This window comes from Escherichia sp. WS1368, from assembly GCF_046487485.1.
In the GTDB taxonomy this organism is placed as follows: Bacteria; Pseudomonadota; Gammaproteobacteria; order Enterobacterales; family Enterobacteriaceae; genus Escherichia; species Escherichia coli.
The window spans coordinates 19,971-43,392 of the sequence record NZ_JBJQJI010000022.1 but is presented as its reverse complement, the minus strand read 5'-3'; the positions used below and the strand labels follow the sequence as shown (position 1 = coordinate 43,392).

21 protein-coding genes are annotated in these 23,422 nt (G+C 50.2%); 15 read left to right on the top strand and 6 right to left on the bottom strand.

What is annotated here, in order from left to right; translation table 11 throughout:
• Positions 1-48: 48 nt before the first annotated feature.
• The 4 genes from clpX to bolA form a co-directional block, all read right to left on the bottom strand.
• On the bottom strand, positions 49-1,323 hold the full coding sequence (clpX, locus tag ACJHYD_RS22365; protein ID WP_000130305.1) for an ATP-dependent protease ATP-binding subunit ClpX: 1,275 nt from the start codon (positions 1,321-1,323) through the stop codon (positions 49-51).
• A 125-nt stretch (positions 1,324-1,448) separates the two neighbouring features.
• Positions 1,449-2,072, bottom strand: coding sequence for an ATP-dependent Clp endopeptidase proteolytic subunit ClpP (clpP, locus tag ACJHYD_RS22360; RefSeq protein ID WP_000122253.1), 624 nt, complete (start codon positions 2,070-2,072; stop codon positions 1,449-1,451).
• A 246-nt stretch (positions 2,073-2,318) separates the two neighbouring features.
• A complete protein-coding gene (gene tig, locus ACJHYD_RS22355) occupies positions 2,319-3,617 on the bottom strand; it encodes a trigger factor (protein ID WP_001198386.1) in 1,299 nt (432 codons plus the stop codon).
• Between the two features lie 343 nt (positions 3,618-3,960).
• Entirely contained in the window at positions 3,961-4,278 is a 318-nt protein-coding gene (bolA, locus tag ACJHYD_RS22350) for a transcriptional regulator BolA (RefSeq protein WP_000973448.1), read from the bottom strand.
• Positions 4,279-4,582: 304 nt separating this feature from the next.
• Between bolA and ACJHYD_RS22345 the strand changes: the two genes are divergently transcribed.
• The 8 genes from ACJHYD_RS22345 (at position 4,583) to ACJHYD_RS22310 (ending at position 13,448) form a co-directional block, all read left to right on the top strand.
• A complete protein-coding gene (locus ACJHYD_RS22345; protein WP_001550733.1) occupies positions 4,583-5,161 on the top strand; it encodes a lipoprotein in 579 nt (192 codons plus the stop codon).
• 43 nt (positions 5,162-5,204) lie between these two features.
• Positions 5,205-6,680 (top strand): muropeptide MFS transporter AmpG, encoded by a 1,476-nt coding sequence (ampG, locus tag ACJHYD_RS22340; protein WP_000098438.1) that lies wholly within the window; start codon positions 5,205-5,207, stop codon positions 6,678-6,680.
• Positions 6,681-7,139: 459 nt separating this feature from the next.
• The gene (cyoA, locus tag ACJHYD_RS22335; RefSeq protein WP_001550732.1) at positions 7,140-8,087 is read left to right on the top strand and encodes a cytochrome o ubiquinol oxidase subunit II; all 948 of its coding nucleotides are present in this window, start codon (positions 7,140-7,142) and stop codon (positions 8,085-8,087) included.
• Between the two features lie 21 nt (positions 8,088-8,108).
• A complete protein-coding gene (gene cyoB / locus ACJHYD_RS22330; protein ID WP_000467180.1) occupies positions 8,109-10,100 on the top strand; it encodes a cytochrome o ubiquinol oxidase subunit I in 1,992 nt (663 codons plus the stop codon).
• Positions 10,090-10,704, top strand: coding sequence for a cytochrome o ubiquinol oxidase subunit III (locus ACJHYD_RS22325; protein ID WP_000179819.1), 615 nt, complete (start codon positions 10,090-10,092; stop codon positions 10,702-10,704). The genes cyoB and ACJHYD_RS22325 overlap by 11 nt, the downstream gene beginning before the upstream one ends.
• The gene (locus ACJHYD_RS22320; protein WP_000019869.1) at positions 10,704-11,033 is read left to right on the top strand and encodes a cytochrome o ubiquinol oxidase subunit IV; all 330 of its coding nucleotides are present in this window, start codon (positions 10,704-10,706) and stop codon (positions 11,031-11,033) included. The genes ACJHYD_RS22325 and ACJHYD_RS22320 overlap by 1 nt, the downstream gene beginning before the upstream one ends.
• An 11-nt stretch (positions 11,034-11,044) precedes the next feature.
• Complete coding sequence (gene cyoE, locus ACJHYD_RS22315) at positions 11,045-11,935, top strand: heme o synthase (protein WP_000971326.1); 891 nt, start codon at positions 11,045-11,047, stop codon at positions 11,933-11,935.
• 148 nt (positions 11,936-12,083) lie between these two features.
• Positions 12,084-13,448: an MFS transporter gene (locus ACJHYD_RS22310; protein WP_001000953.1), complete on the top strand. Its 1,365-nt coding sequence runs from the start codon at positions 12,084-12,086 to the stop codon at positions 13,446-13,448.
• Between the two features lie 127 nt (positions 13,449-13,575).
• On the opposite strand, the gene yajQ is transcribed toward ACJHYD_RS22310, so the two are convergent.
• Positions 13,576-14,067, bottom strand: coding sequence for a nucleotide binding protein YajQ (yajQ, locus tag ACJHYD_RS22305; protein ID WP_001138904.1), 492 nt, complete (start codon positions 14,065-14,067; stop codon positions 13,576-13,578).
• Between the two features lie 167 nt (positions 14,068-14,234).
• Here yajQ and panE point away from each other — a divergent pair, with 167 nt between their 5' ends.
• Complete coding sequence (gene panE / locus ACJHYD_RS22300) at positions 14,235-15,146, top strand: 2-dehydropantoate 2-reductase (protein WP_000705865.1); 912 nt, start codon at positions 14,235-14,237, stop codon at positions 15,144-15,146.
• Positions 15,109-15,699 carry a protein deglycase YajL gene (gene yajL, locus ACJHYD_RS22295; protein WP_001550730.1) on the top strand — a complete coding sequence of 197 codons (591 nt, stop codon included), beginning with the start codon at positions 15,109-15,111 and terminating at the stop codon, positions 15,697-15,699. The genes panE and yajL overlap by 38 nt, the downstream gene beginning before the upstream one ends.
• 53 nt (positions 15,700-15,752) lie before the next feature.
• Here the strand turns inward: yajL and ACJHYD_RS22290 are convergent, their stop codons facing one another.
• Positions 15,753-17,201: a tRNA 4-thiouridine(8) synthase ThiI gene (locus ACJHYD_RS22290; protein WP_000668662.1), complete on the bottom strand. Its 1,449-nt coding sequence runs from the start codon at positions 17,199-17,201 to the stop codon at positions 15,753-15,755.
• 205 nt (positions 17,202-17,406) lie between these two features.
• Between ACJHYD_RS22290 and xseB the strand changes: the two genes are divergently transcribed.
• The 5 genes from xseB (at position 17,407) to ACJHYD_RS22265 (ending at position 23,266) form a co-directional block, all read left to right on the top strand.
• Positions 17,407-17,649, top strand: a complete 243-nt coding sequence (xseB, locus tag ACJHYD_RS22285) for an exodeoxyribonuclease VII small subunit (RefSeq protein WP_001124935.1) — start codon at positions 17,407-17,409, stop codon at positions 17,647-17,649.
• Positions 17,649-18,548 (top strand): (2E,6E)-farnesyl diphosphate synthase, encoded by a 900-nt coding sequence (ispA, locus tag ACJHYD_RS22280; protein WP_000347217.1) that lies wholly within the window; start codon positions 17,649-17,651, stop codon positions 18,546-18,548. Before xseB ends, ispA begins: the two co-directional genes overlap by 1 nt.
• Before the next feature lie 24 nt (positions 18,549-18,572).
• Positions 18,573-20,435 (top strand): 1-deoxy-D-xylulose-5-phosphate synthase, encoded by a 1,863-nt coding sequence (gene dxs, locus ACJHYD_RS22275; protein ID WP_000006815.1) that lies wholly within the window; start codon positions 18,573-18,575, stop codon positions 20,433-20,435.
• A 54-nt stretch (positions 20,436-20,489) separates the two neighbouring features.
• Positions 20,490-21,464 (top strand): 1-deoxyxylulose-5-phosphate synthase YajO, encoded by a 975-nt coding sequence (yajO, locus tag ACJHYD_RS22270; RefSeq protein ID WP_001550729.1) that lies wholly within the window; start codon positions 20,490-20,492, stop codon positions 21,462-21,464.
• 230 nt (positions 21,465-21,694) lie between these two features.
• Positions 21,695-23,266 (top strand): pentapeptide repeat-containing protein, encoded by a 1,572-nt coding sequence (locus ACJHYD_RS22265; RefSeq protein WP_001550728.1) that lies wholly within the window; start codon positions 21,695-21,697, stop codon positions 23,264-23,266.
• The last annotated feature ends 156 nt before the right edge of the window (positions 23,267-23,422 follow it).

The window sequence follows — 23,422 nt, the reverse complement described above, 5'->3', positions numbered from 1 at the left end:
AGATAAAATCCCCCCTTTTTGGTTAACTAATTGTATGGGAATGGTTAATTATTCACCAGATGCCTGTTGCGCTTCCGGCTTGCCATAAATCAGCAACGGCTTGCTTTGACCATCAATTACCGATTCGTCGATAACCACTTTTTCGACGTCTTCCATGGACGGCAGATCGTACATGGTATCGAGCAGTGCGGCTTCTACGATGGAACGCAGGCCACGGGCACCGGTTTTACGCGCCATCGCTTTCTTAGCGATAGCATCCAGCGCCTCGTCACGGAATTCCAGATCCACGCCTTCCAGATTAAACAGCGCCTGATACTGCTTGGTCAGGGCGTTTTTCGGCTCTTTGAGGATCTGAATCAGAGCTTCTTCGCTCAGTTCATTCAACGTTGCGACAACCGGCAGACGACCAATAAACTCAGGGATAAGACCAAACTTGATCAGATCTTCCGGTTCAACCTGCGCCAGCAGCTCGCCTTCGCTTGCTTTGTCGGACTTCGCTTTTACCGTCGCGCCAAAACCAATGCCGGAGCCGGTTTCTACACGATGGGAAATCACTTTATCCAGACCGGCAAACGCACCGCCACAAATAAACAGGATCTTAGAGGTATCAACCTGCAAGAATTCCTGCTGCGGATGTTTACGCCCACCTTGCGGCGGAACAGCAGCTACCGTACCTTCGATCAGTTTCAACAGTGCCTGCTGTACGCCTTCACCGGAAACGTCTCGGGTAATGGACGGGTTGTCTGACTTACGAGAAATCTTGTCGATTTCATCGATGTAGACAATCCCGCGCTGCGCTTTCTGTACGTCGTAATCGCACTTCTGCAACAGCTTCTGAATGATGTTTTCAACGTCTTCGCCCACATAACCGGCTTCGGTCAGCGTGGTTGCGTCGGCCATGGTGAACGGGACGTCCAGCAGGCGCGCCAGCGTTTCGGCCAGCAGCGTTTTACCGGAACCGGTCGGACCGATCAGCAGAATGTTACTTTTGCCCAACTCGACACCATTGCTGGTATCGCCGTTGCGCAGACGTTTGTAGTGGTTGTATACCGCGACCGCCAGCACTTTTTTCGCCTGTTCCTGGCCGATAACGTAATCGTCCAGGTGGTTACGAATTTCATGCGGCGTCGGTAGCGCACTGCGTTCACGATGCGGTGCAACTTCTTTAATCTCTTCGCGAATGATGTCGTTACATAAATCAACACATTCGTCGCAGATATACACGGATGGACCGGCAATCAGCTTGCGCACTTCATGCTGGCTTTTGCCGCAAAAAGAGCAATACAGCAATTTGCCTGAGCCATCTTTGCGTTTATCTGTCATGGGTCAAAACCTCTTCTTTGTTCTTTGTGCCGCACACGACGACGCAAATGCCATTCTCAGGCGCAAGCCGCTTACAGCGTTGTGCCGCCCTGGATAAGTATAGCGGCACAGTTGCGCCTCTGGCATCAATTACGATGGGTCAGAATCGAATCGACCAGACCGTATTCCACCGCTTCAGGGGCGGAAAGGAAGCGATCGCGCTCGGTATCACGTTCAATCTGTTCTAATGATTGACCCGTATGAAGCGCCATAAGTTCATTCATGCGTCCTTTAACTTTCAGAATTTCACGGGCATGAATTTCGATATCGGTCGCCTGGCCCTGGTAGCCGCCCAACGGCTGGTGAATCATCACGCGCGAATTCGGCAGGCAGAAACGTTTACCTTTTGCCCCTGCAGTCAGCAAGAAAGCGCCCATCGAAGCCGCCTGGCCCATACAGATGGTGCTGACATCAGGCTTGATAAACTGCATGGTGTCATAGATAGACATCCCGGCAGTAATCACCCCGCCTGGGGAGTTGATGTACAGATAGATATCTTTTTCTGGGTTTTCTGCTTCCAGGAACAGCATCTGCGCCACAATCAGGTTAGCCATGTGGTCTTCAACCTGGCCAGTCAGAAAAATGACGCGTTCCTTAAGTAGACGAGAATAGATATCAAAAGAGCGCTCACCACGTGAGGTCTGTTCAATGACCATCGGCACCAGCGCCATATGGGGTGCAAAGTTATCTCGTTCGCCGCTGTATGACATTTCCGTCTCCTGGATAAAATTGAAAAAACCTGCTGTACCGATTGTAACCTTATGGACGGATTATCAGCTAGTCCCTGTGTTATGGGTACGGCATCACCATATTTCAAGCATAACAATCTTTTGTTGTTACGCTAACACCGAAAGAGGCTTTTCGCACGGTTCCATGCAAAATTCATGACAAAAAAAAAGCCCACCACCTGGCGGTGACGGGCCTTTGTGCGAATTTAGCGCGTTATGCTGCGTAAATTACGCCTGCTGGTTCATCAGCTCGTTGAAAGTGGTTTCTTTTTCAGTCACTTTCGCTTTCGCCAGTACAGCTTCAACAGCCTGTTCTTCCAGAGCAACATTGCGCATGTTGTCCATCAGTTCTTTGTTTTTGCTGTAGAACTCGATAACTTCTTTCGGATCTTCGTACGCAGAAGCCATCTCTTCGATCAGGCCTTTCACGCGCTCTTCGTCAGCTTTCAGCTCGTTGGTGCGGATAACTTCGCCCAGCAGCAGGCCAACAACTACGCGACGTTTAGCCTGTTCTTCGAACAGTTCGCGCGGCAGTTCCAGAGCTTGTTTTTCGTTGCCACCGAAACGCTGTGCAGCCTGACGACGCAGAACGTCGATTTCACTGTCGATCAGCGCAGCCGGTACGTCGATGTCGTTAGCTTTTACCAGACCTTCGATCGCCTGAGACTTAACGCGGTTACGGATGGCGCTCTTCAGCTCGCGCTCCATGTTTTTACGCACTTCAGCGCGCAGACCTTCTACGGAACCATCTTCAACGCCGAAACGTTTGATGAATTCTGCAGTCAGTTCCGGCAGTTCACGCTCTTCAACTTTCTTCAGGTTGATAGCGAATTTCGCTGCTTTACCTTTCAGGTTTTCTGCGTGGTATTCTTCCGGGAAGGTCACGTCGATGGTGAACTCTTCGCCAGCTTTGTGGCCTTTGATACCGTCTTCAAAGCCCGGGATCATACGACCCTGGCCCATCGCCAGTACGAAATCAGACGCTTTACCGCCTTCGAACTCTTCGCCGTCTACAGAACCGGTGAAGTCGATGGTTACGCGGTCTTCTGCTTCAACAGCGCCGTCTTTTTCTTTCCAGGTCGCCTGCTGTTTACGCAGAGTATCCAGCATGCCGTCAACGTCAGCGTCGGTCACTTCAACGATCGGTTTTTCAACTTCGATCGCTTCCAGACCCTGCAGTTCAACTTCCGGATAAACTTCAAACTCTACAGAGTAGGTGAAGTCTTCACCCAGCTTGTATTCGCCCGGAACATAAGTCGGTGCGCCAGCCGGATTGATTTTTTCTTTAATGATGGCGTCAATGAAGTTACGGCTCATCAGGTCACCCAGAACGTCCTGGCGTACAGACGCGCCATAACGCTGAGCAACGATATTCATTGGCACTTTGCCTTTGCGGAAGCCGTCAATACGTACTTTTTTCGCAACGTTGACCAGCTCGCTTTTAACAGCGGTCTCGATGCTGTCAGCAGCGATAGTAATCGTTACACGGCGGCCAAGGCCTTGAGTGGTTTCAACTGAAACTTGCATCTTGTTACCTCAAAAAATCACAGTGCTCGGTCAACTCTTACCCCGCAAGCACAGGTTGTTGGCTTCGCGGAACCGGGATGTTCTTATAATCAATCACATTCCCTGTTACCAGAATCATCCCGAAAGCATTCAAATAGGACGCGGCATTATAGCGGCATCACTTTTATGAGTCGAGAACGGTTATTGCGCGCTGTCGCGTATTTTTTCACAATTCCCGGGCAATTTTCGTCTGAATGCTGGGCAAAAAGCGCAAAATCCAGACAAAACAAAACGGCCCGCAGGCCGTTTTTCATAAAATCTTTAGCAACATACTGGAAAAGCGCCGACAGTTGCAAATGCGTTTTTACGCGATGCTTCCTGCTCCACGACAGGGAGGAGAGGCAAAGACGGTGTCCTGCAACCCTTCCCACTCCTTAATAGTGTAAGTATGCAGAGCCAGCGCATGAACGGTAGTAGAGAGTTCCTCCGCTAAAGTACTGTAAATCATTCGATGACGATTCAGAAAACGTTCACCCGTAAAACGATCGCTGACCAGCACAACTTTAAAATGGCTTTCAGAGCCGGCTGGGACATTGTGACGATAGCTTTCATCCACTACTTCGAGGAATACGGGTTGGAACGCCGCCCTTAATTTTTCTTCTATCCGCTCACGTATCATCATGAAATATCTCCTCCGACAACGCTGAGATGTCATCCATCCCTTTAAATACTAGCCGCTTTTACCGTTTCCATTGCAGCTTAACAACAAATATTTAGGTTTCGTCCTGGTTTTTCTGTCAAGCGTATGAAGTTTACTGATTTAAAGATTGAAACACAGGCCTCGCATCAGCGTTTCTTTTACCAGGGGCGATTATTTCGTCAACATGATGAATTTACATGCCTTACCCACTTCCCCTCGCCGTTGGCAATGTTATGATGGCGGGAATTTTTACCAAACACGCTTAAGAGTCTCTGAGAGCCCGAACATGTTCAAAAAAATCCTCTTCCCGTTAGTTGCTCTGTTTATGCTTGCAGGATGCGCAAAACCGCCAACAACTATTGAAGTTTCCCCGACGATGACACTGCCACAGCAGGATCCAAGCCTGATGGGCGTCACCGTAAGCATTAATGGTGCCGATCAGCGTACCGATCAGGCGCTGGCAAAAGTCACCCGCGATAATCAAATCGTTACCCTGACCGCCTCCCGCGATCTGCGTTTCCTGCTGCAAGAAGTGCTGGAAAAACAGATGACCGCGCGTGGTTACATGGTCGGTCCGAATGGCCCGGTTAATCTGCAAATCATCGTTAGCCAACTGTATGCTGATGTGTCCCAGGGCAACGTGCGCTATAACATCGCGACCAAAGCGGATATCGCCATCATCGCTACCGCGCAGAATGGCAACAAAATGACCAAGAACTATCGTGCCAGCTACAACATTGAAGGTGCGTTCCAGGCCTCCAACAAAAATATCGCCGATGCGGTTAACAGTGTGCTGACCGATACCATCGCTGATATGTCTCAGGACACCAGCATCCACGAATTCATCAAGCAGAACGCGCGTTAATTTCTGCCCTCTGGCCCGGTGCAAGCCGGGCCTGTAGACGCCCATGTCCAGTCAATATTTACGTATTTTTCAACAGCCGCGTTCAGCCATATTGCTGATCCTGGGTTTTGCTTCCGGGCTACCGCTCGCCCTGACATCCGGCACCTTACAGGCCTGGATGACGGTCGAGAATATCGACCTCAAAACCATTGGTTTCTTCTCGCTGGTAGGCCAGGCTTACGTTTTTAAATTCCTCTGGTCACCGCTGATGGACCGCTACACGCCCCCATTTTTTGGGCGGCGGCGCGGTTGGCTGCTCGCCACGCAAATCCTGTTATTAGTCGCCATTGCGGCGATGGGTTTTCTCGAACCTGGCACCCAACTCCGCTGGATGGCGGCACTGGCAGTGGTGATCGCTTTTTGCTCTGCCTCCCAGGATATTGTCTTCGATGCGTGGAAAACCGATGTGCTCCCGGCAGAAGAACGTGGCGCGGGCGCGGCAATCAGCGTGCTGGGTTACCGTTTAGGGATGCTGGTTTCCGGCGGCTTAGCCCTATGGCTGGCAGATAAATGGCTGGGCTGGCAGGGCATGTACTGGTTGATGGCGGCGCTGTTGATCCCCTGTATTATCGCGACGTTGCTTGCACCAGAACCAACCGACACCATTCCTGTGCCAAAAACGCTGGAACAAGCGGTTGTTGCACCTCTGCGAGATTTCTTTGGTCGCAATAATGCCTGGCTTATTTTGCTTCTTATCGTGCTGTATAAGCTGGGCGACGCATTCGCCATGAGCCTGACAACCACGTTTTTGATTCGTGGCGTCGGGTTTGATGCGGGTGAAGTAGGCGTGGTTAACAAAACGCTTGGCTTACTGGCGACCATTGTTGGCGCATTGTACGGTGGGATTTTGATGCAGCGCCTGTCACTGTTCCGGGCGCTGCTAATTTTCGGTATTTTACAAGGTGCGTCTAACGCCGGTTACTGGCTGCTGTCGATTACTGATAAGCATCTCTACAGCATGGGCGCAGCCGTCTTTTTCGAAAACCTCTGTGGCGGGATGGGTACATCAGCCTTTGTCGCGCTGTTAATGACGCTGTGTAATAAGTCATTTTCCGCTACTCAATTTGCCCTGCTCTCAGCGCTTTCTGCTGTAGGGCGAGTTTATGTCGGCCCCGTGGCGGGTTGGTTTGTTGAAGCACACGGCTGGTCGACATTCTATCTGTTCTCCGTCGCCGCTGCCGTACCAGGGCTTATTTTGCTGCTGGTTTGCCGCCAGACGCTTGAATATACACGAGTAAATGACAACTTTATCTCCCGTACCGAATATCCTGCAGGTTATGCCTTTGCCATGTGGACACTGGCGGCGGGCGTCAGCCTGTTGGCCGTGTGGTTACTGCTGTTGACGATGGACGCGCTGGATTTGACGCACTTCTCTTTCCTGCCTGCTCTGCTGGAAGTCGGGGTTTTAGTCGCCCTTTCTGGCGTCGTGCTTGGTGGTTTACTGGATTATCTGGCGCTACGAAAAACGCATCTGACGTAATCTGTAAATATTATTTAGCTGTAGTAATCACTCGCCGTAATTATTACGGCTAAATAAACATCAGCATCGCTTATTAATATTTGTTCTTTTGTGCGGCTTAGCGTCTGGAAATTATTGACGCCATTTATGAATTCTATTTTTCTTACACGATTCAGCTAATGAGTCTTTATTTTCTCACTACCCAGTTGTCACCTTAATGATAATTATTTGTTAAATAATTGTTTTATTTCGCATTGGTTATACCAATTGCCCGCCCAGACTCCTTCTGCACTCCCCTTTTGTTATAACGCCCTTTTGCAACAGCTTCTTAAAATCAACCTGATATGTTTTGCAACATATGTGACCTGGAAGCCAAATCCAAGTAACAGGAATTTAATCATGTTTACAGTAATGTAACCTTCCCGTAAAATGCCCACACACTTTAAACGCCACCAGATCCCGTGGAATTGAGGTCGTTAAATGAGACTCAGGAAATACAATAAAAGTTTGGGATGGTTGTCATTATTTGCAGGCACTGTATTGCTCAGTGGCTGTAATTCTGCGCTGTTAGATCCCAAAGGACAGATTGGTCTGGAGCAACGTTCACTGATACTGACGGCATTTGGCCTGATGTTGATTGTCGTTATTCCCGCAATCTTGATGGCTGTTGGTTTCGCCTGGAAGTACCGTGCGAGCAATAAAGATGCTAAGTACAGCCCGAACTGGTCACACTCCAATAAAGTGGAAGCTGTGGTCTGGACGGTACCTATCTTAATCATCATCTTCCTTGCGGTACTGACCTGGAAAACCACTCACGCTCTTGAGCCTAGCAAGCCGCTGGCACACGACGAGAAGCCCATTACCATCGAAGTGGTTTCCATGGACTGGAAATGGTTCTTCATCTACCCGGAACAGGGCATTGCTACCGTGAATGAAATCGCTTTCCCGGCGAACACTCCGGTGTACTTCAAAGTGACCTCCAACTCCGTGATGAACTCCTTCTTCATTCCGCGTTTGGGTAGCCAGATTTATGCCATGGCCGGTATGCAGACTCGCCTGCATCTGATCGCCAACGAACCCGGTACTTATGACGGTATCTCCGCCAGCTACAGCGGCCCGGGCTTCTCAGGCATGAAGTTCAAAGCTATTGCAACACCGGATCGCGCCGCATTCGACCAGTGGGTCGCAAAAGCGAAACAGTCGCCGAACACCATGTCTGACATGGCAGCGTTCGAAAAACTGGCCGCGCCTAGCGAATACAACCAGGTGGAATATTTCTCCAACGTGAAACCAGACTTGTTTGCCGATGTGATTAACAAGTTTATGGCTCACGGTAAGAGCATGAACATGACCCAGCCAGAAGGTGAGCACAGCGCACACGAAGGTATGGAAGGCATGGACATGAGCCACGCGGAATCCGCCCATTAAAGGGGTTGAGGAAGAATAAAGATGTTCGGAAAATTATCACTTGATGCAGTCCCGTTCCATGAACCTATCGTCATGGTTACGATCGCTGGCATTATTTTGGGAGGTCTGGCGCTCGTTGGCCTGATCACTTACTTCGGTAAGTGGACCTACCTGTGGAAAGAGTGGCTGACCTCCGTCGACCATAAACGCCTCGGTATCATGTATATCATCGTGGCGATTGTGATGTTGCTGCGTGGTTTTGCTGACGCCATTATGATGCGTAGCCAGCAGGCTCTTGCCTCGGCGGGCGAAGCGGGCTTCCTGCCACCTCACCACTACGATCAGATCTTCACCGCGCACGGCGTGATTATGATCTTCTTCGTGGCGATGCCTTTCGTTATCGGTCTGATGAACCTGGTGGTTCCGCTGCAGATCGGCGCGCGTGACGTTGCGTTCCCGTTCCTCAACAACCTAAGCTTCTGGTTTACCGTTGTTGGTGTGATTCTGGTTAACGTTTCTCTCGGCGTGGGCGAATTTGCGCAGACCGGCTGGCTGGCCTATCCACCGCTATCGGGAATAGAGTACAGTCCGGGAGTCGGTGTCGATTACTGGATATGGAGTCTCCAGCTATCCGGTATAGGTACGACGCTAACCGGTATCAACTTCTTCGTTACCATTCTGAAGATGCGCGCACCGGGCATGACCATGTTCAAGATGCCAGTATTTACCTGGGCATCACTGTGCGCGAACGTTCTGATTATTGCTTCCTTCCCAATTCTGACGGTTACCGTCGCGTTGTTGACCCTGGATCGCTATCTGGGCACCCATTTCTTTACCAACGATATGGGTGGCAACATGATGATGTACATCAACCTGATTTGGGCCTGGGGCCACCCGGAAGTTTACATCCTGATCCTGCCTGTTTTCGGTGTGTTCTCCGAAATTGCGGCAACCTTCTCGCGTAAACGTCTGTTTGGTTATACCTCGCTGGTATGGGCAACCGTCTGTATCACCGTGCTGTCGTTCATCGTCTGGCTGCACCACTTCTTTACGATGGGTGCGGGCGCGAACGTAAACGCCTTCTTTGGTATCACCACCATGATTATCGCCATCCCGACCGGGGTGAAGATCTTCAACTGGCTGTTCACCATGTATCAGGGCCGCATCGTGTTCCATTCTGCGATGCTGTGGACTATCGGTTTTATCGTCACCTTCTCGGTGGGCGGGATGACTGGCGTGCTGCTGGCAGTACCGGGCGCGGACTTCGTTCTGCATAACAGCCTGTTCCTGATTGCGCACTTCCATAACGTGATCATCGGCGGCGTGGTCTTCGGCTGCTTCGCAGGGATGACCTACTGGTGGCCTAAAGCGTTCGGTTTCAAACTGAACGAAACCTGGGGTAAACGCGCGTTCTGGTTCTGGATCATCGGCTTCTTCGTTGCCTTTATGCCGCTGTATGCGCTGGGCTTCATGGGCATGACCCGTCGTTTGAGCCAGCAGATTGACCCGCAGTTCCACACCATGCTGATGATTGCAGCCAGCGGTGCAGTACTGATTGCGCTGGGTATTCTCTGCCTCGTTATTCAGATGTACGTTTCTATTCGTGACCGCGACCAGAACCGTGACCTGACTGGCGACCCGTGGGGTGGCCGTACGCTGGAGTGGGCAACCTCTTCCCCGCCTCCGTTCTATAACTTTGCCGTTGTGCCGCACGTTCACGAGCGTGATGCATTCTGGGAAATGAAAGAGAAAGGCGAAGCGTACAAAAAGCCTGACCACTATGAAGAAATTCATATGCCGAAAAACAGCGGTGCAGGTATCGTCATTGCAGCTTTCTCCACCATCTTCGGTTTCGCCATGATCTGGCATATCTGGTGGCTGGCGATTGTTGGCTTCGCAGGCATGATCATCACCTGGATCGTGAAAAGCTTCGACGAGGACGTGGATTACTACGTGCCGGTGGCAGAAATCGAAAAACTGGAAAACCAGCATTTCGATGAGATTACTAAGGCAGGGCTGAAAAATGGCAACTGATACTTTGACGCACGCGACTGCCCACGCGCACGAACACGGGCACCACGATGCAGGCGGAACCAAAATCTTCGGATTTTGGATCTACCTGATGAGCGACTGCATTCTGTTCTCTATCTTGTTTGCTACCTATGCCGTTCTGGTTAACGGCACCGCAGGCGGCCCGACAGGTAAGGACATTTTCGAACTGCCGTTCGTTCTGGTTGAAACTTTCTTGCTGTTGTTCAGCTCCATCACCTACGGCATGGCGGCTATCGCCATGTACAAAAACAACAAAAGCCAGGTTATCTCCTGGCTGGCGTTGACCTGGTTGTTTGGTGCCGGATTTATCGGGATGGAAATCTATGAATTCCATCACCTGATTGTTAACGGCATGGGTCCGGATCGCAGCGGCTTCCTGTCAGCGTTCTTTGCGTTGGTCGGCACGCACGGTCTGCACGTCACTTCCGGTCTTATCTGGATGGCGGTGTTGATGGTGCAAATCGCCCGTCGCGGCCTGACCAGCACTAACCGTACCCGCATCATGTGCCTGAGCCTGTTCTGGCACTTCCTGGATGTGGTTTGGATCTGTGTGTTCACTGTTGTTTATCTGATGGGGGCGATGTAATGAGTCATTCTACCGATCACAGCGGCGCGTCCCATGGCAGCGTAAAAACCTACATGACAGGCTTTATCCTGTCGATCATTCTGACGGTGATTCCGTTCTGGATGGTGATGACAGGGGCTGCCTCTCCGGCCGTAATTCTGGGAACAATCCTGGCAATGGCAGTGGTACAGGTTCTGGTGCATCTGGTGTGCTTCCTGCACATGAATACCAAATCAGATGAAGGCTGGAACATGACGGCGTTTGTCTTCACCGTGCTAATCATCGCTATCCTGGTTGTAGGCTCCATCTGGATTATGTGGAACCTTAACTACAACATGATGATGCACTAAGAGCGGCGGTTATGATGTTTAAGCAATACCTGCAAGTAACGAAACCAGGCATCATCTTTGGCAACCTGATCTCGGTGATTGGGGGATTCCTGCTGGCCTCAAAGGGCCGCATTGATTATCCCCTGTTTATCTACACGCTGGTTGGGGTGTCACTGGTTGTGGCGTCGGGTTGTGTGTTTAACAACTACATCGACAGGGATATCGACAGAAAGATGGAAAGGACGAAGAATCGGGTGCTGGTTAAAGGCCTGATCTCTCCTGCTGTCTCGCTGGTGTACGCCACCTTGCTGGGTATTGCTGGCTTTATGCTGCTGTGGTTTGGCGCGAATCCGCTGGCCTGCTGGCTGGGGGTGATGGGCTTTGTGGTTTACGTCGGCGTTTATAGCCTGTACATGAAACGCCACTCAGTCTACGGCACATTGATTGGTTCGCTCTCCGGCGCTGCGCCGCCGGTGATCGGCTACTGTGCAGTAACCGGCGAGTTCGATAGTGGCGCAGCGATCCTGCTTGCTATCTTCAGTCTGTGGCAGATGCCTCACTCCTATGCCATCGCCATTTTCCGCTTTAAGGATTACCAGGCGGCAAACATTCCGGTATTGCCAGTGGTAAAAGGCATTTCGGTGGCGAAGAATCACATCACGCTGTATATCATCGCCTTTGCCGTTGCCACGCTGATGCTCTCTCTTGGCGGTTACGCTGGGTATAAATATCTGGTAGTCGCCGCGGCGGTTAGCGTCTGGTGGTTAGGTATGGCCCTGCGCGGTTATAAAGTTGCTGATGACAGAATCTGGGCGCGCAAGCTGTTCGGCTTCTCTATCATCGCCATCACTGCCCTCTCGGTGATGATGTCCGTTGATTTTATGGTGCCGGATTCGCATACGCTGCTGGCTGCTGTGTGGTAATACAACCTCTCAGTTAAAAAGGTGCTGCGGCACCTTTTTTCTTAGCATTAGAAACATATCCCTCTCGAAATATTTACTAAAAAATCCGTATGTTTACCCCATTCGTTTGCCGCTTTACACTAGTCGCGAATTTAAAACAGAGGTGGTAATGAACGATTATAAAATGACGCCAGGTGAGCGGCGCGCGACCTGGGGTTTAGGGACCGTATTCTCGTTGCGCATGCTGGGCATGTTTATGGTTCTGCCGGTTCTGACCACGTACGGCATGGCTCTGCAAGGTGCCAGCGAAGCATTAATCGGTATTGCCATTGGTATTTATGGTCTGACTCAGGCCGTTTTTCAGATTCCGTTTGGCCTGCTTTCCGACCGCATTGGTCGCAAACCATTAATTGTCGGTGGGCTGGCAGTGTTTGCCGCCGGTAGCGTTATCGCTGCGCTCTCTGACTCCATCTGGGGAATTATTCTGGGCCGGGCGCTACAAGGCTCCGGTGCGATTGCCGCTGCCGTTATGGCGCTGCTTTCCGATCTCACGCGCGAACAAAACCGCACCAAAGCAATGGCGTTTATCGGCGTGAGCTTTGGCATTACCTTTGCCATTGCGATGGTGCTTGGCCCGATCATCACTCACAAACTTGGGCTGCACGCGCTGTTCTGGATGATCGCTATTCTGGCAACGACCGGCATTGCGTTGACCATTTGGGTTGTGCCCAACAGTAGCACTCACGTACTTAATCGTGAGTCCGGAATGGTGAAAGGCAGTTTCAGTAAAGTGCTGGCGGAACCGCGGCTGCTGAAACTCAACTTTGGCATTATGTGTCTGCATATTTTGCTGATGTCGACGTTTGTTGCCCTGCCCGGACAACTGGCTGATGCGGGGTTCCCGGCGGCTGAACACTGGAAGGTCTATCTGGCGACAATGCTAATCGCCTTTGGCTCGGTCGTGCCTTTCATTATCTACGCTGAAGTTAAGCGCAAAATGAAGCAAGTCTTTGTCTTCTGCGTTGGGTTGATCGTGGTTGCGGAAATTGTGTTGTGGAACGCACAAACGCAGTTCTGGCAACTGGTGGTCGGCGTGCAGCTTTTCTTTGTAGCGTTTAATTTGATGGAAGCCCTTCTGCCTTCACTTATCAGTAAAGAGTCGCCAGCAGGTTACAAAGGTACGGCGATGGGTGTTTACTCCACCAGCCAGTTTCTTGGCGTGGCGATTGGCGGTTCGCTGGGCGGCTGGATTGACGGCATGTTTGACGGTCAGGGAGTATTTCTCGCTGGCGCAATGCTGGCCGCAGTGTGGCTGGCAGTCGCCAGTACCATGAAAGAACCGCCGTATGTCAGCAGCTTGCGCATTGAAATCCCGGCGGACATTGCCGCAAACGAGGCGTTAAAAGTGCGTTTGCTGGAAACCGCGGGCGTCAAAGAAGTGTTGATTGCAGAAGAAGAACATTCAGCTTATGTGAAAATCGACAGCAAAGTGACGAATCGCTTTGAGGTTGAACAGGCAATTCGTCAGGCATAAAAAACGAGGCGAATTGCCTGCTGCGCTACGCTTACCAGGCCTACAAAGTTCCTGAGTTACAAATCGTTGTAGGCCGAATTAGCTGTTCATGCTGCATTCGGCATGAACAAAACGCACATTGTCGCGATTAATCGCGGAAGTTTTTGAACTGGAACGGCTGACCGAGATCGCCACCACGTACCATCGCCATGACAGCCTGCAAATCATCACGAGATTTACCCGTTACGCGGATCTCATCACCCTGAATTTGCGCCTGCACTTTCAGTTTGCTGTCTTTGATCATCTTGACGATTTTCTTCTGGGTCGCGCTCTCAATGCCCTGTTTCAGTTTCGCTTCCACAAACCAGGTTTTACCGCTATGAACGATATTTTCCGGTACATCCAGTGAACTGCCTTCAATGCCGCGCTTCAGCAGCTTGGCACGCAGAATATCCAGCAACTGATTGACCTGGAAATCGGACTCGCTCAACACTTTGATGGTTTTGCTGGCGTCGTTCAGCTCAAATGAGGCTTCAACATTACGGAAGTCAAAACGGGACTCCACTTCGCGGCTCGCGTTATCGACCGCGTTACGTGCTTCCTGAAGATCAACTTCAGAGACAATATCGAAAGATGGCATCTTTTCCTCTCCCTTCATTTTTGATGCGAAGCATAATACCTGCAAAGTTAAATAACCAACAGTCCTGCACCAGGACGTATCCCTTAATTGTGCATAGTCGCAACAGCATGCACAATTAAGGGATAGCCTTATTGAACACCCGGAGTGGTTGCGGGTGAGGAGGAACAATGAAAATTACCGTATTGGGATGCGGTGCCTTAGGGCAATTATGGCTTACAGCACTTTGTAAACAGGGTCACGAGGTTCAGGGCTGGCTGCGCGTACCACAACCTTATTGTAGTGTGAATCTGGTTGAGACAGATGGTTCGATATTTAACGAATCGCTGACCGCCAACGATCCCGATTTTCTCGCCACCAGCGATCTGCTCCTGGTGACGCTGAAAGCATGGCAGGTTTCCGATGCCGTCAAAAGCCTCGCGTCCACACTGCCTGTAACTACGCCAATACTGTTAATTCACAACGGCATGGGCACCATCGAAGAGTTGCAAAACATTCAGCAGCCATTACTGATGGGCACCACCACCCATGCCGCCCGCCGCGACGGCAATGTCATTATTCATGTGGCAAACGGAATCACGCATATTGGTCCGGCACGGCAACAGGACGGCGATTACAGTTATCTGGCGGATATTTTGCAAACCGTGTTACCTGACGTCGCGTGGCATAACAATATTCGCGCCGAGCTGTGGCGCAAGCTGGCAGTCAACTGTGTGATTAATCCACTGACCGCCATCTGGAATTGCCCGAATGGTGAATTACGTCATCATCCGCAAGAAATTATGCAGATATGCGAAGAAGTCGCGGCAGTAATCGAACGCGAAGGGCATCATACTTCAGCAGAAGATTTGCGTGATTACGTGATGCAGGTGATTGATGCCACAGCGGAAAATATCTCGTCGATGTTGCAGGATATCCGCGCGCTGCGCCACACCGAAATCGACTATATCAATGGTTTTCTCTTACGCCGCGCCCGCGCGCATGGGATTGCCGTACCGGAAAACACCCGCCTGTTTGAAATGGTAAAAAGAAAGGAGAGTGAATATGAGCGCATCGGCACTGGTTTGCCTCGCCCCTGGTAGTGAAGAGACTGAAGCCGTCACCACTATCGATCTGCTGGTTCGCGGCGGTATCAAAGTCACCACTGCCAGCGTCGCCAGCGATGGTAACCTGGCGATTACCTGCTCGCGCGGCGTGAAGCTGCTGGCGGATGCGCCGCTGGTCGAAGTAGCTGATGGCGAATATGACGTGATCGTGCTGCCTGGAGGCATTAAAGGCGCAGAGTGTTTTCGCGATAGCACCCTGCTGGTTGAAACCATTAAACAGTTCCACCGTTCCGGGCGTATCGTCGCGGCTATTTGCGCCGCACCAGCCACCGTGCTGGTCCCGCACGATATCTTCCCGATTGGCAATATGACCGGCTTCCCGACGCTGAAAGACAAAATACCCGCCGAACAATGGCAGGACAAGCGCGTCGTCTGGGATGCACGGGTAAAATTGCTGACCAGTCAGGGGCCGGGTACAGCTATCGACTTTGGTCTGAAAATTATCGACCTGCTGGTTGGGCGTGAAAAAGCCCATGAAGTGGCATCACAACTGGTGATGGCGGCAGGGATTTATAATTATTACGAGTAGTGTCGGATGCGGCAAACGTCGCATCTGACCAGATGCGACGTAAAAAACACAAATTACGGGCGATATACCTTCACATTGTTAAAGCCCTGCTCGCGCAGATAGAGCGCCTGCAGGCGGCTCATCACCCCGCGCTCACACCACAGCAGCCAGGTTTTGTTCTGGTCGAGATCGCCAAATTTGGTGCTCAGTTTATAGAACGGCAGAGAAACCACATCAATCCCTTCGACTTTCAGCGGCTTATCTTCCTGTTCATCGATAGAACGGATATCGAGGATCACGTCGTTCGGGCCGAAGCCATTGACGGTTTCCACTTCCACCACTTCCTGCTCGGTCTGCTGGGCGATTTCGCGGATATCAACGTTATTCGCTTCCTCAACCACTTTATCGAGAATGCTGAAGTCGAACTTCTCTTCTTCCGCTTCAATCTTCGATTTAACCGCTTTCACCGTCGGGCTTTTGGAGATCACACCGCAATATTCGGGCATCGTGCGGGCAAAGTCTTCAGTGCCAATCTGGCGAGCCAGGTTGATGATGTGCTCTTTGTCGTAAGAAATCAGCGGACGCAGGATCAGCGTGTCGGAGACGTTATCAATCAGGCGCAGGTTAGTCAGCGTCTGGCTGGACACCTGGCCCAGTGCTTCGCCGGTGACCAGCGCCTGTACGCCGTAACGTTCAGCCACTTTAGACGCGGCACGCACCATCATACGTTTGAGGATAACGCCCATCTGACCGTCGTCGATTTTCTCGAGAATTTCCCCGACGACCGGCTCGAAATTAATAGCGACAAAACGCACGCGGTGGGAGCTGCCAAAGCGGTTCCACAGATAATGTGCCACCTGACGCACGCCAATTTCATGCGCCGCGCCGCCGAGGTTAAAGAAGCAGTAATGCACGCGGCAGCCGCGACGCATCAACATATAACTGGAAACACCGGAGTCGAAACCACCGGAAATGAGCGACAGCACATCTTCCTGGGTGCCGATCGGGAAACCGCCAATACCTTCGTAGCGACCTTTAATCAGCAGGAGACGATCGTCTTCCACTTCCAGATGGACAGTCACATCCGGATTGGTCAGCTTCACGCGCGCGGATTCAATATGCTGATTTAAACCGCCGCCGACGTAACGTTCCACATCAATCGAGCTAAAATCATGTTTGCCACGGCGCTTCACGCGTACGCAGAAGGTTTTCCCTTCCAGCTGATCGCGATACTGAACCAACGCTTTCTCGAAAATATCGTGCATGTCGGTAAACGGCACGTCTTCGACTTCGAGAATATGGTGGATACCCGGAATACGGGTCAGGGCGTCGCGAATAGCCAGACGCTGGTTTTCATCTTTTGCGCGAACCTCGATGTTATCCCAGTGGCGGACGACAGCGAGCGTCTCATCATAGTGCTTTAAAACGTTACGAATGTTCCCGGTAAGGATTTTTATAAAGCGCAAGCGCACAGATTGGCTTTTGATGGTGATTTCCGGGAACAATTTAATGATAAACTTCATGGCGGCAATGGTTCGTTGGCAAGCCTTAAGCGACTTGTATAGGGAAAAATACAGCAGCCCACACCTGCGGCTGCATCCAGGCGCGGAAGTATACCACTAACATCGCTTTGCTGCGCACATCACCTTACCATTGCGCGTTATTTGCTATTTGCCCTGAGTCCGTTACCATGACGGGGCGAAAAATATTGAGAGTCAGACATTCATTATGCCGAAGAAAAATGAGGCGCCCGCCAGCTTTGAAAAGGCGCTGAGCGAGCTGGAACAGATTGTAACCCGTCTGGAAAGTGGTGACCTGCCGCTGGAAGAGGCGCTGAACGAGTTCGAACGCGGCGTGCAGCTGGCACGTCAGGGGCAGGCCAAATTACAACAAGCCGAACAGCGCGTACAAATTCTGCTGTCTGACAATGAAGACGCCTCTCTAACCCCTTTTACACCGGACAATGAGTAATGGACTTTCCGCAGCAACTCGAAGCCTGCGTTAAGCAGGCCAACCAGGCGCTGAGCCGTTTTATCGCCCCACTGCCCTTTCAGAACACTCCCGTGGTCGAAACCATGCAGTATGGCGCATTATTAGGTGGTAAGCGCCTGCGACCTTTCCTGGTTTATGCCACCGGTCATATGTTCGGCGTTAGCACAAACACGCTGGACGCGCCCGCTGCCGCCGTAGAGTGTATCCACGCTTACTCATTAATTCATGATGATTTACCGGCAATGGATGATGACGATCTGCGTCGCGGTTTGCCAACCTGCCATGTGAAGTTTGGCGAAGCAAACGCGATTCTCGCTGGTGACGCTTTACAAACGCTGGCGTTCTCGATTTTAAGCGATGCCGATATGCCGGAAGTGTCGGATCGCGACAGAATTTCGATGATTTCAGAACTGGCGAGCGCCAGCGGTATTGCCGGAATGTGCGGTGGTCAGGCATTAGATTTAGACGCGGAAGGCAAACACGTACCTCTGGACGCGCTTGAGCGTATTCATCGTCATAAAACCGGCGCATTGATTCGCGCCGCCGTTCGCCTTGGTGCATTAAGCGCCGGAGATAAAGGACGTCGTGCTCTGCCAGTACTCGACAAGTACGCAGAGAGCATCGGCCTTGCCTTCCAGGTTCAGGATGACATCCTGGATGTGGTAGGAGATACTGCAACGTTGGGAAAACGCCAGGGTGCCGACCAGCAACTTGGTAAAAGTACCTACCCTGCACTTCTGGGTCTTGAGCAAGCCCGGAAGAAAGCCCGGGATCTGATCGACGATGCCCGTCAGTCGCTGAAACAACTGGCTGAGCAGTCACTCGATACCTCGGCACTGGAAGCGCTAGCGGACTACATCATCCAGCGTAATAAATAAACAATAAGTATTAATAGGCCCCTGATGAGTTTTGATATTGCCAAATACCCGACCCTGGCACTGGTCGACTCCACCCAGGAGTTACGACTGTTGCCGAAAGAGAGTTTACCGAAACTCTGCGACGAACTGCGCCGCTATTTACTCGACAGCGTGAGCCGTTCCAGCGGGCACTTCGCCTCCGGGCTGGGCACGGTCGAACTGACCGTGGCGCTGCACTATGTCTACAACACCCCGTTTGACCAATTGATTTGGGATGTGGGGCATCAGGCTTATCCGCATAAAATTTTGACCGGACGCCGCGACAAGATCGGCACCATCCGTCAGAAAGGCGGTCTGCACCCGTTCCCGTGGCGCGGCGAAAGCGAATATGACGTATTAAGCGTCGGGCATTCATCAACCTCCATCAGTGCCGGAATTGGTATTGCGGTCGCTGCCGAAAAAGAAGGCAAAAATCGCCGCACCGTTTGTGTGATTGGCGACGGTGCGATTACCGCTGGCATGGCGTTTGAAGCGATGAATCACGCGGGCGATATCCGTCCTGATATGCTGGTGGTTCTCAACGACAATGAAATGTCGATTTCCGAAAATGTTGGCGCGCTCAACAACCATCTGGCGCAGCTGCTTTCCGGTAAGCTTTACTCTTCACTGCGCGAAGGCGGGAAAAAAGTTTTCTCTGGCGTGCCCCCCATTAAAGAGCTGCTCAAACGTACCGAAGAACATATTAAAGGCATGGTGGTGCCTGGCACGTTGTTTGAAGAGCTGGGCTTTAACTACATCGGCCCGGTTGACGGTCACGATGTGCTGGGGCTTATCACCACGCTTAAGAACATGCGCGACCTGAAAGGCCCGCAGTTCCTGCATATCATGACCAAAAAAGGTCGTGGTTATGAACCGGCAGAAAAAGACCCAATCACCTTCCACGCCGTGCCTAAATTTGATCCCTCCAGCGGTTGTTTGCCGAAAAGTAGCGGCGGTTTACCAAGCTATTCAAAAATCTTTGGCGACTGGTTGTGCGAAACGGCAGCGAAAGATAACAAGCTGATGGCGATTACTCCGGCGATGCGTGAAGGTTCCGGCATGGTCGAGTTTTCACGTAAATTCCCGGATCGCTACTTCGATGTGGCAATTGCCGAGCAACACGCAGTGACCTTTGCTGCGGGTCTGGCGATTGGTGGGTACAAACCCATTGTCGCGATCTACTCCACCTTCCTGCAACGCGCCTATGATCAGGTGCTGCATGACGTGGCGATTCAAAAACTCCCGGTCCTGTTCGCCATCGACCGCGCGGGCATTGTTGGTGCTGATGGTCAAACCCACCAGGGCGCTTTTGATCTCTCTTACCTGCGCTGTATTCCGGAAATGGTCATTATGACCCCGAGCGATGAAAACGAATGTCGCCAGATGCTCTATACCGGCTATCACTATAACGATGGCCCGTCAGCGGTACGCTACCCGCGTGGCAACGCGGTTGGCGTGGAACTGACGCCGCTGGAAAAACTGCCAATTGGCAAAGGCATTGTGAAGCGTCGTGGCGAGAAACTGGCGATCCTTAACTTTGGTACGCTGATGCCAGAAGCGGCGAAAGTCGCTGAATCGCTGAACGCTACGCTGGTCGATATGCGTTTTGTGAAACCGCTTGATGAAGCGTTAATTCTGGAAATGGCCGCCAGCCATGAAGCGCTGGTCACCGTAGAAGAAAACGCCATTATGGGCGGCGCAGGCAGCGGAGTGAACGAAGTGCTGATGGCCCATCGTAAACCAGTACCCGTGCTGAACATTGGCCTGCCTGACTTCTTTATTCCACAAGGAACACAGGAAGAAATGCGCGCCGAACTCGGCCTCGATGCCGCCGGTATGGAAGCCAAAATCAAGGCCTGGCTGGCATAATCCCTACTCTACTCCTGCTATGCTTAAGAAATTATTCATGGCAGGAGTGGCAGCATGCAATACAACCCCTTAGGAAAAACCGACCTTCGCGTTTCCCGACTTTGCCTCGGCTGTATGACCTTTGGCGAGCCAGATCGTGGTAATCACGCATGGACACTGCCGGAAGAAAGCAGCCGTCCCATCATTAAACGCGCGCTGGAAGGCGGCATAAATTTCTTTGATACCGCCAATAGCTATTCCGATGGCAGCAGCGAAGGGATCGTTGGTCGCGCACTGCGGGATTTCGCCCGTCGTGAAGACGTGGTCGTTGCCACCAAAGTGTTCCATCGCGTTGGTGATTTGCCGGAAGGATTATCCCGTGCGCAAATATTGCGCTCTATCGACGACAGCCTGCGCCGTCTCGGCATGGATTATGTCGATATCCTGCAAATTCATCGCTGGGATTACAACACGCCGATCGAAGAGACGCTGGAAGCCCTCAACGACGTGGTAAAAGCCGGGAAAGCGCGTTATATCGGCGCGTCATCCATGCACGCTTCGCAGTTTGCTCAGGCACTGGAACTACAAAAACAGCACGGCTGGGCGCAGTTTGTCAGTATGCAGGATCACTACAATCTGATTTATCGAGAAGAAGAGCGCGAGATGCTGCCACTGTGTTACCAGGAGGGCGTAGCGGTGATTCCATGGAGCCCGCTGGCGCGGGGTCGTCTGACACGTCCGTGGGGAGAAACTACCGCACGACTGGTGTCTGATGAGGTGGGGAAAAATCTCTATAAAGAAAGCGATGAAAATGACGCGCAGATCGCAGAGCGGTTAACGGGCGTCAGTGAAGAACTGGGTGCAACACGAGCACAAGTTGCGCTGGCCTGGTTGTTGAGTAAACCGGGCATTGCCGCACCGATTATCGGAACTTCGCGGGAAGAACAGCTTGATGAGCTGCTGAACGCGGTGGATATCACCTTGAAGCCGGAACAGATTGCTGAACTGGAAACGCCGTATAAACCGCATCCGGTAGTAGGATTTAAGTAAATTTCGCTTTTCAGCCATTTTATCTGCTGAATTCCCCATCGTCTGCGATGATGGGGACAACGTACCTCCCATCATCTTCTGTAACCATAATCCACCTCTGCAAGAGAAATTCTTCGTGAATGAGTTTGCAGCTATTCATCATCTTCATCCCTTTGAGCGATTTTTGATAGTTTCTCCAGGTAATACTCCCTAAAACTGTCTTATTTAGTCAACGTAAGAGGATTACAATCATGATGAAAACTATCACCAAACAACCGATCCTGTTTACTGATGTACCGGTTGCAGATTTAAGAAACTCAATGAAGCACGATTTAAATCAAAATCTTATCGAAAGGCTATGGAACAAAATTCGTGATTTTTTTCTGGGCAGTGATAAACAAAAAGCATTTAAATCGATTCATAAATACATCAATACATTGTCAGTTCTAAATTATAATTCAGCGTCATCTCCAGATCCCAATTTTAATATAGATGCATCGTCAGATTTAGACTCATATTTAAACCTGAAATTTGATAACCTCTCGCCCAAACAAAAGCAGACCACGCTTTGTTGTTTCTGGAATAAAATTGCATCCTCATTGCCAGAGCCATACAACAGCACCATCAAACATAACATTATTTTTTATAAAGTCGGAGAAAATCTGATGATACGTGGAACTATCTCTATTGTTAACGAGGTAGTAAAGACTTATTCACTCCCAATAGAAAAGGATGACAATGGATATTACGATTTCAGCGGTCTATATCTAGCACACAGCAATATTTCCGGTAAAGATCCCAATAAAGATCCCGATATAGATTTCGGTATAGATCTGGGAAACTGTAACTGCTCAAATGTCAACTTCGAACATACTTATTTTGATAGCGTCAAGTTTACAAATACGAATTGTACAAATGCGAATTTTAACAGTTGTAGATTTATCAAATGCGATCTAACAAATATGAATTGCACTGGCGCAATTCTTGATAATGCGGTGATATATGGTAAAGAAAAAGAACCTGAGATGCAATATCCAGAAGCAGATCAAATAATACAAAGGATAACTTATCAGAAATCACATGGGAATGAAACGAAAGGGATGATTCTAACTAACTGCTCCTGTGTTAAAACCACTTTCAATTGGGCAGATTTATCAGAAAGTGATTGCCAAAATGTGGACTTTAGCGAGGCTAATCTTTCAAACACTATTCTTCCTGACATCGTCAGGATGAAAGGCACGAAACTTTACCGTACCGACCTTTTTAATCCGATATTAAAAGCAGAAGCAGAATCAACAGAAGAAAAAGATATTAGCCCATTAGCAAAAATTATTCTTGACTATATTGAATCAGATAAAAACCCTGAGTCATTAAAATTTGATGAAAAATCAACAACCACTAAAATAATACAAGATATTGATAATTTTATTTTCTATAATCAGCATTTAAAGAGCATATTCAATCAAGCAATGAATCTTGAAGGAAAAATAAGCAGAAAAAAATACAATGAGATTTTTAACTATAAACAAGAACAAGCCAGACAATATTTTATCGACCAGTATAAAATAACAAAAAATGATTATTTAAAGAAAATACCTTTAACTGCACAATTAATTGCAAAATACAAAATGGATGATCAATTGGACCAACTTTTGGTTACCCGTGAAATTCAAGATGAAATAAAACCAAAGATTCAAGACAAAATAGATGAACTTTCTAAAAATTTATTCAACACTATAAACCAAACCATTAAGGATAACTTTGATGATATTTTTCGGCAACAGTCAGAGAATATGAGCAATTATTATGAGTTCGTCGACTGACGATATTTGAGTGTACGTGAATTATGAGTGACAAAGATACACCTTAAAATATCGCCGTATAATATATTCGGTGATGTCGGGTTTTACTTTAACAGAGTGCCCCAAAATTGGGGCACTGTTCATTTATAAATCAAACCGGGTGGTCTGGAATCGCCT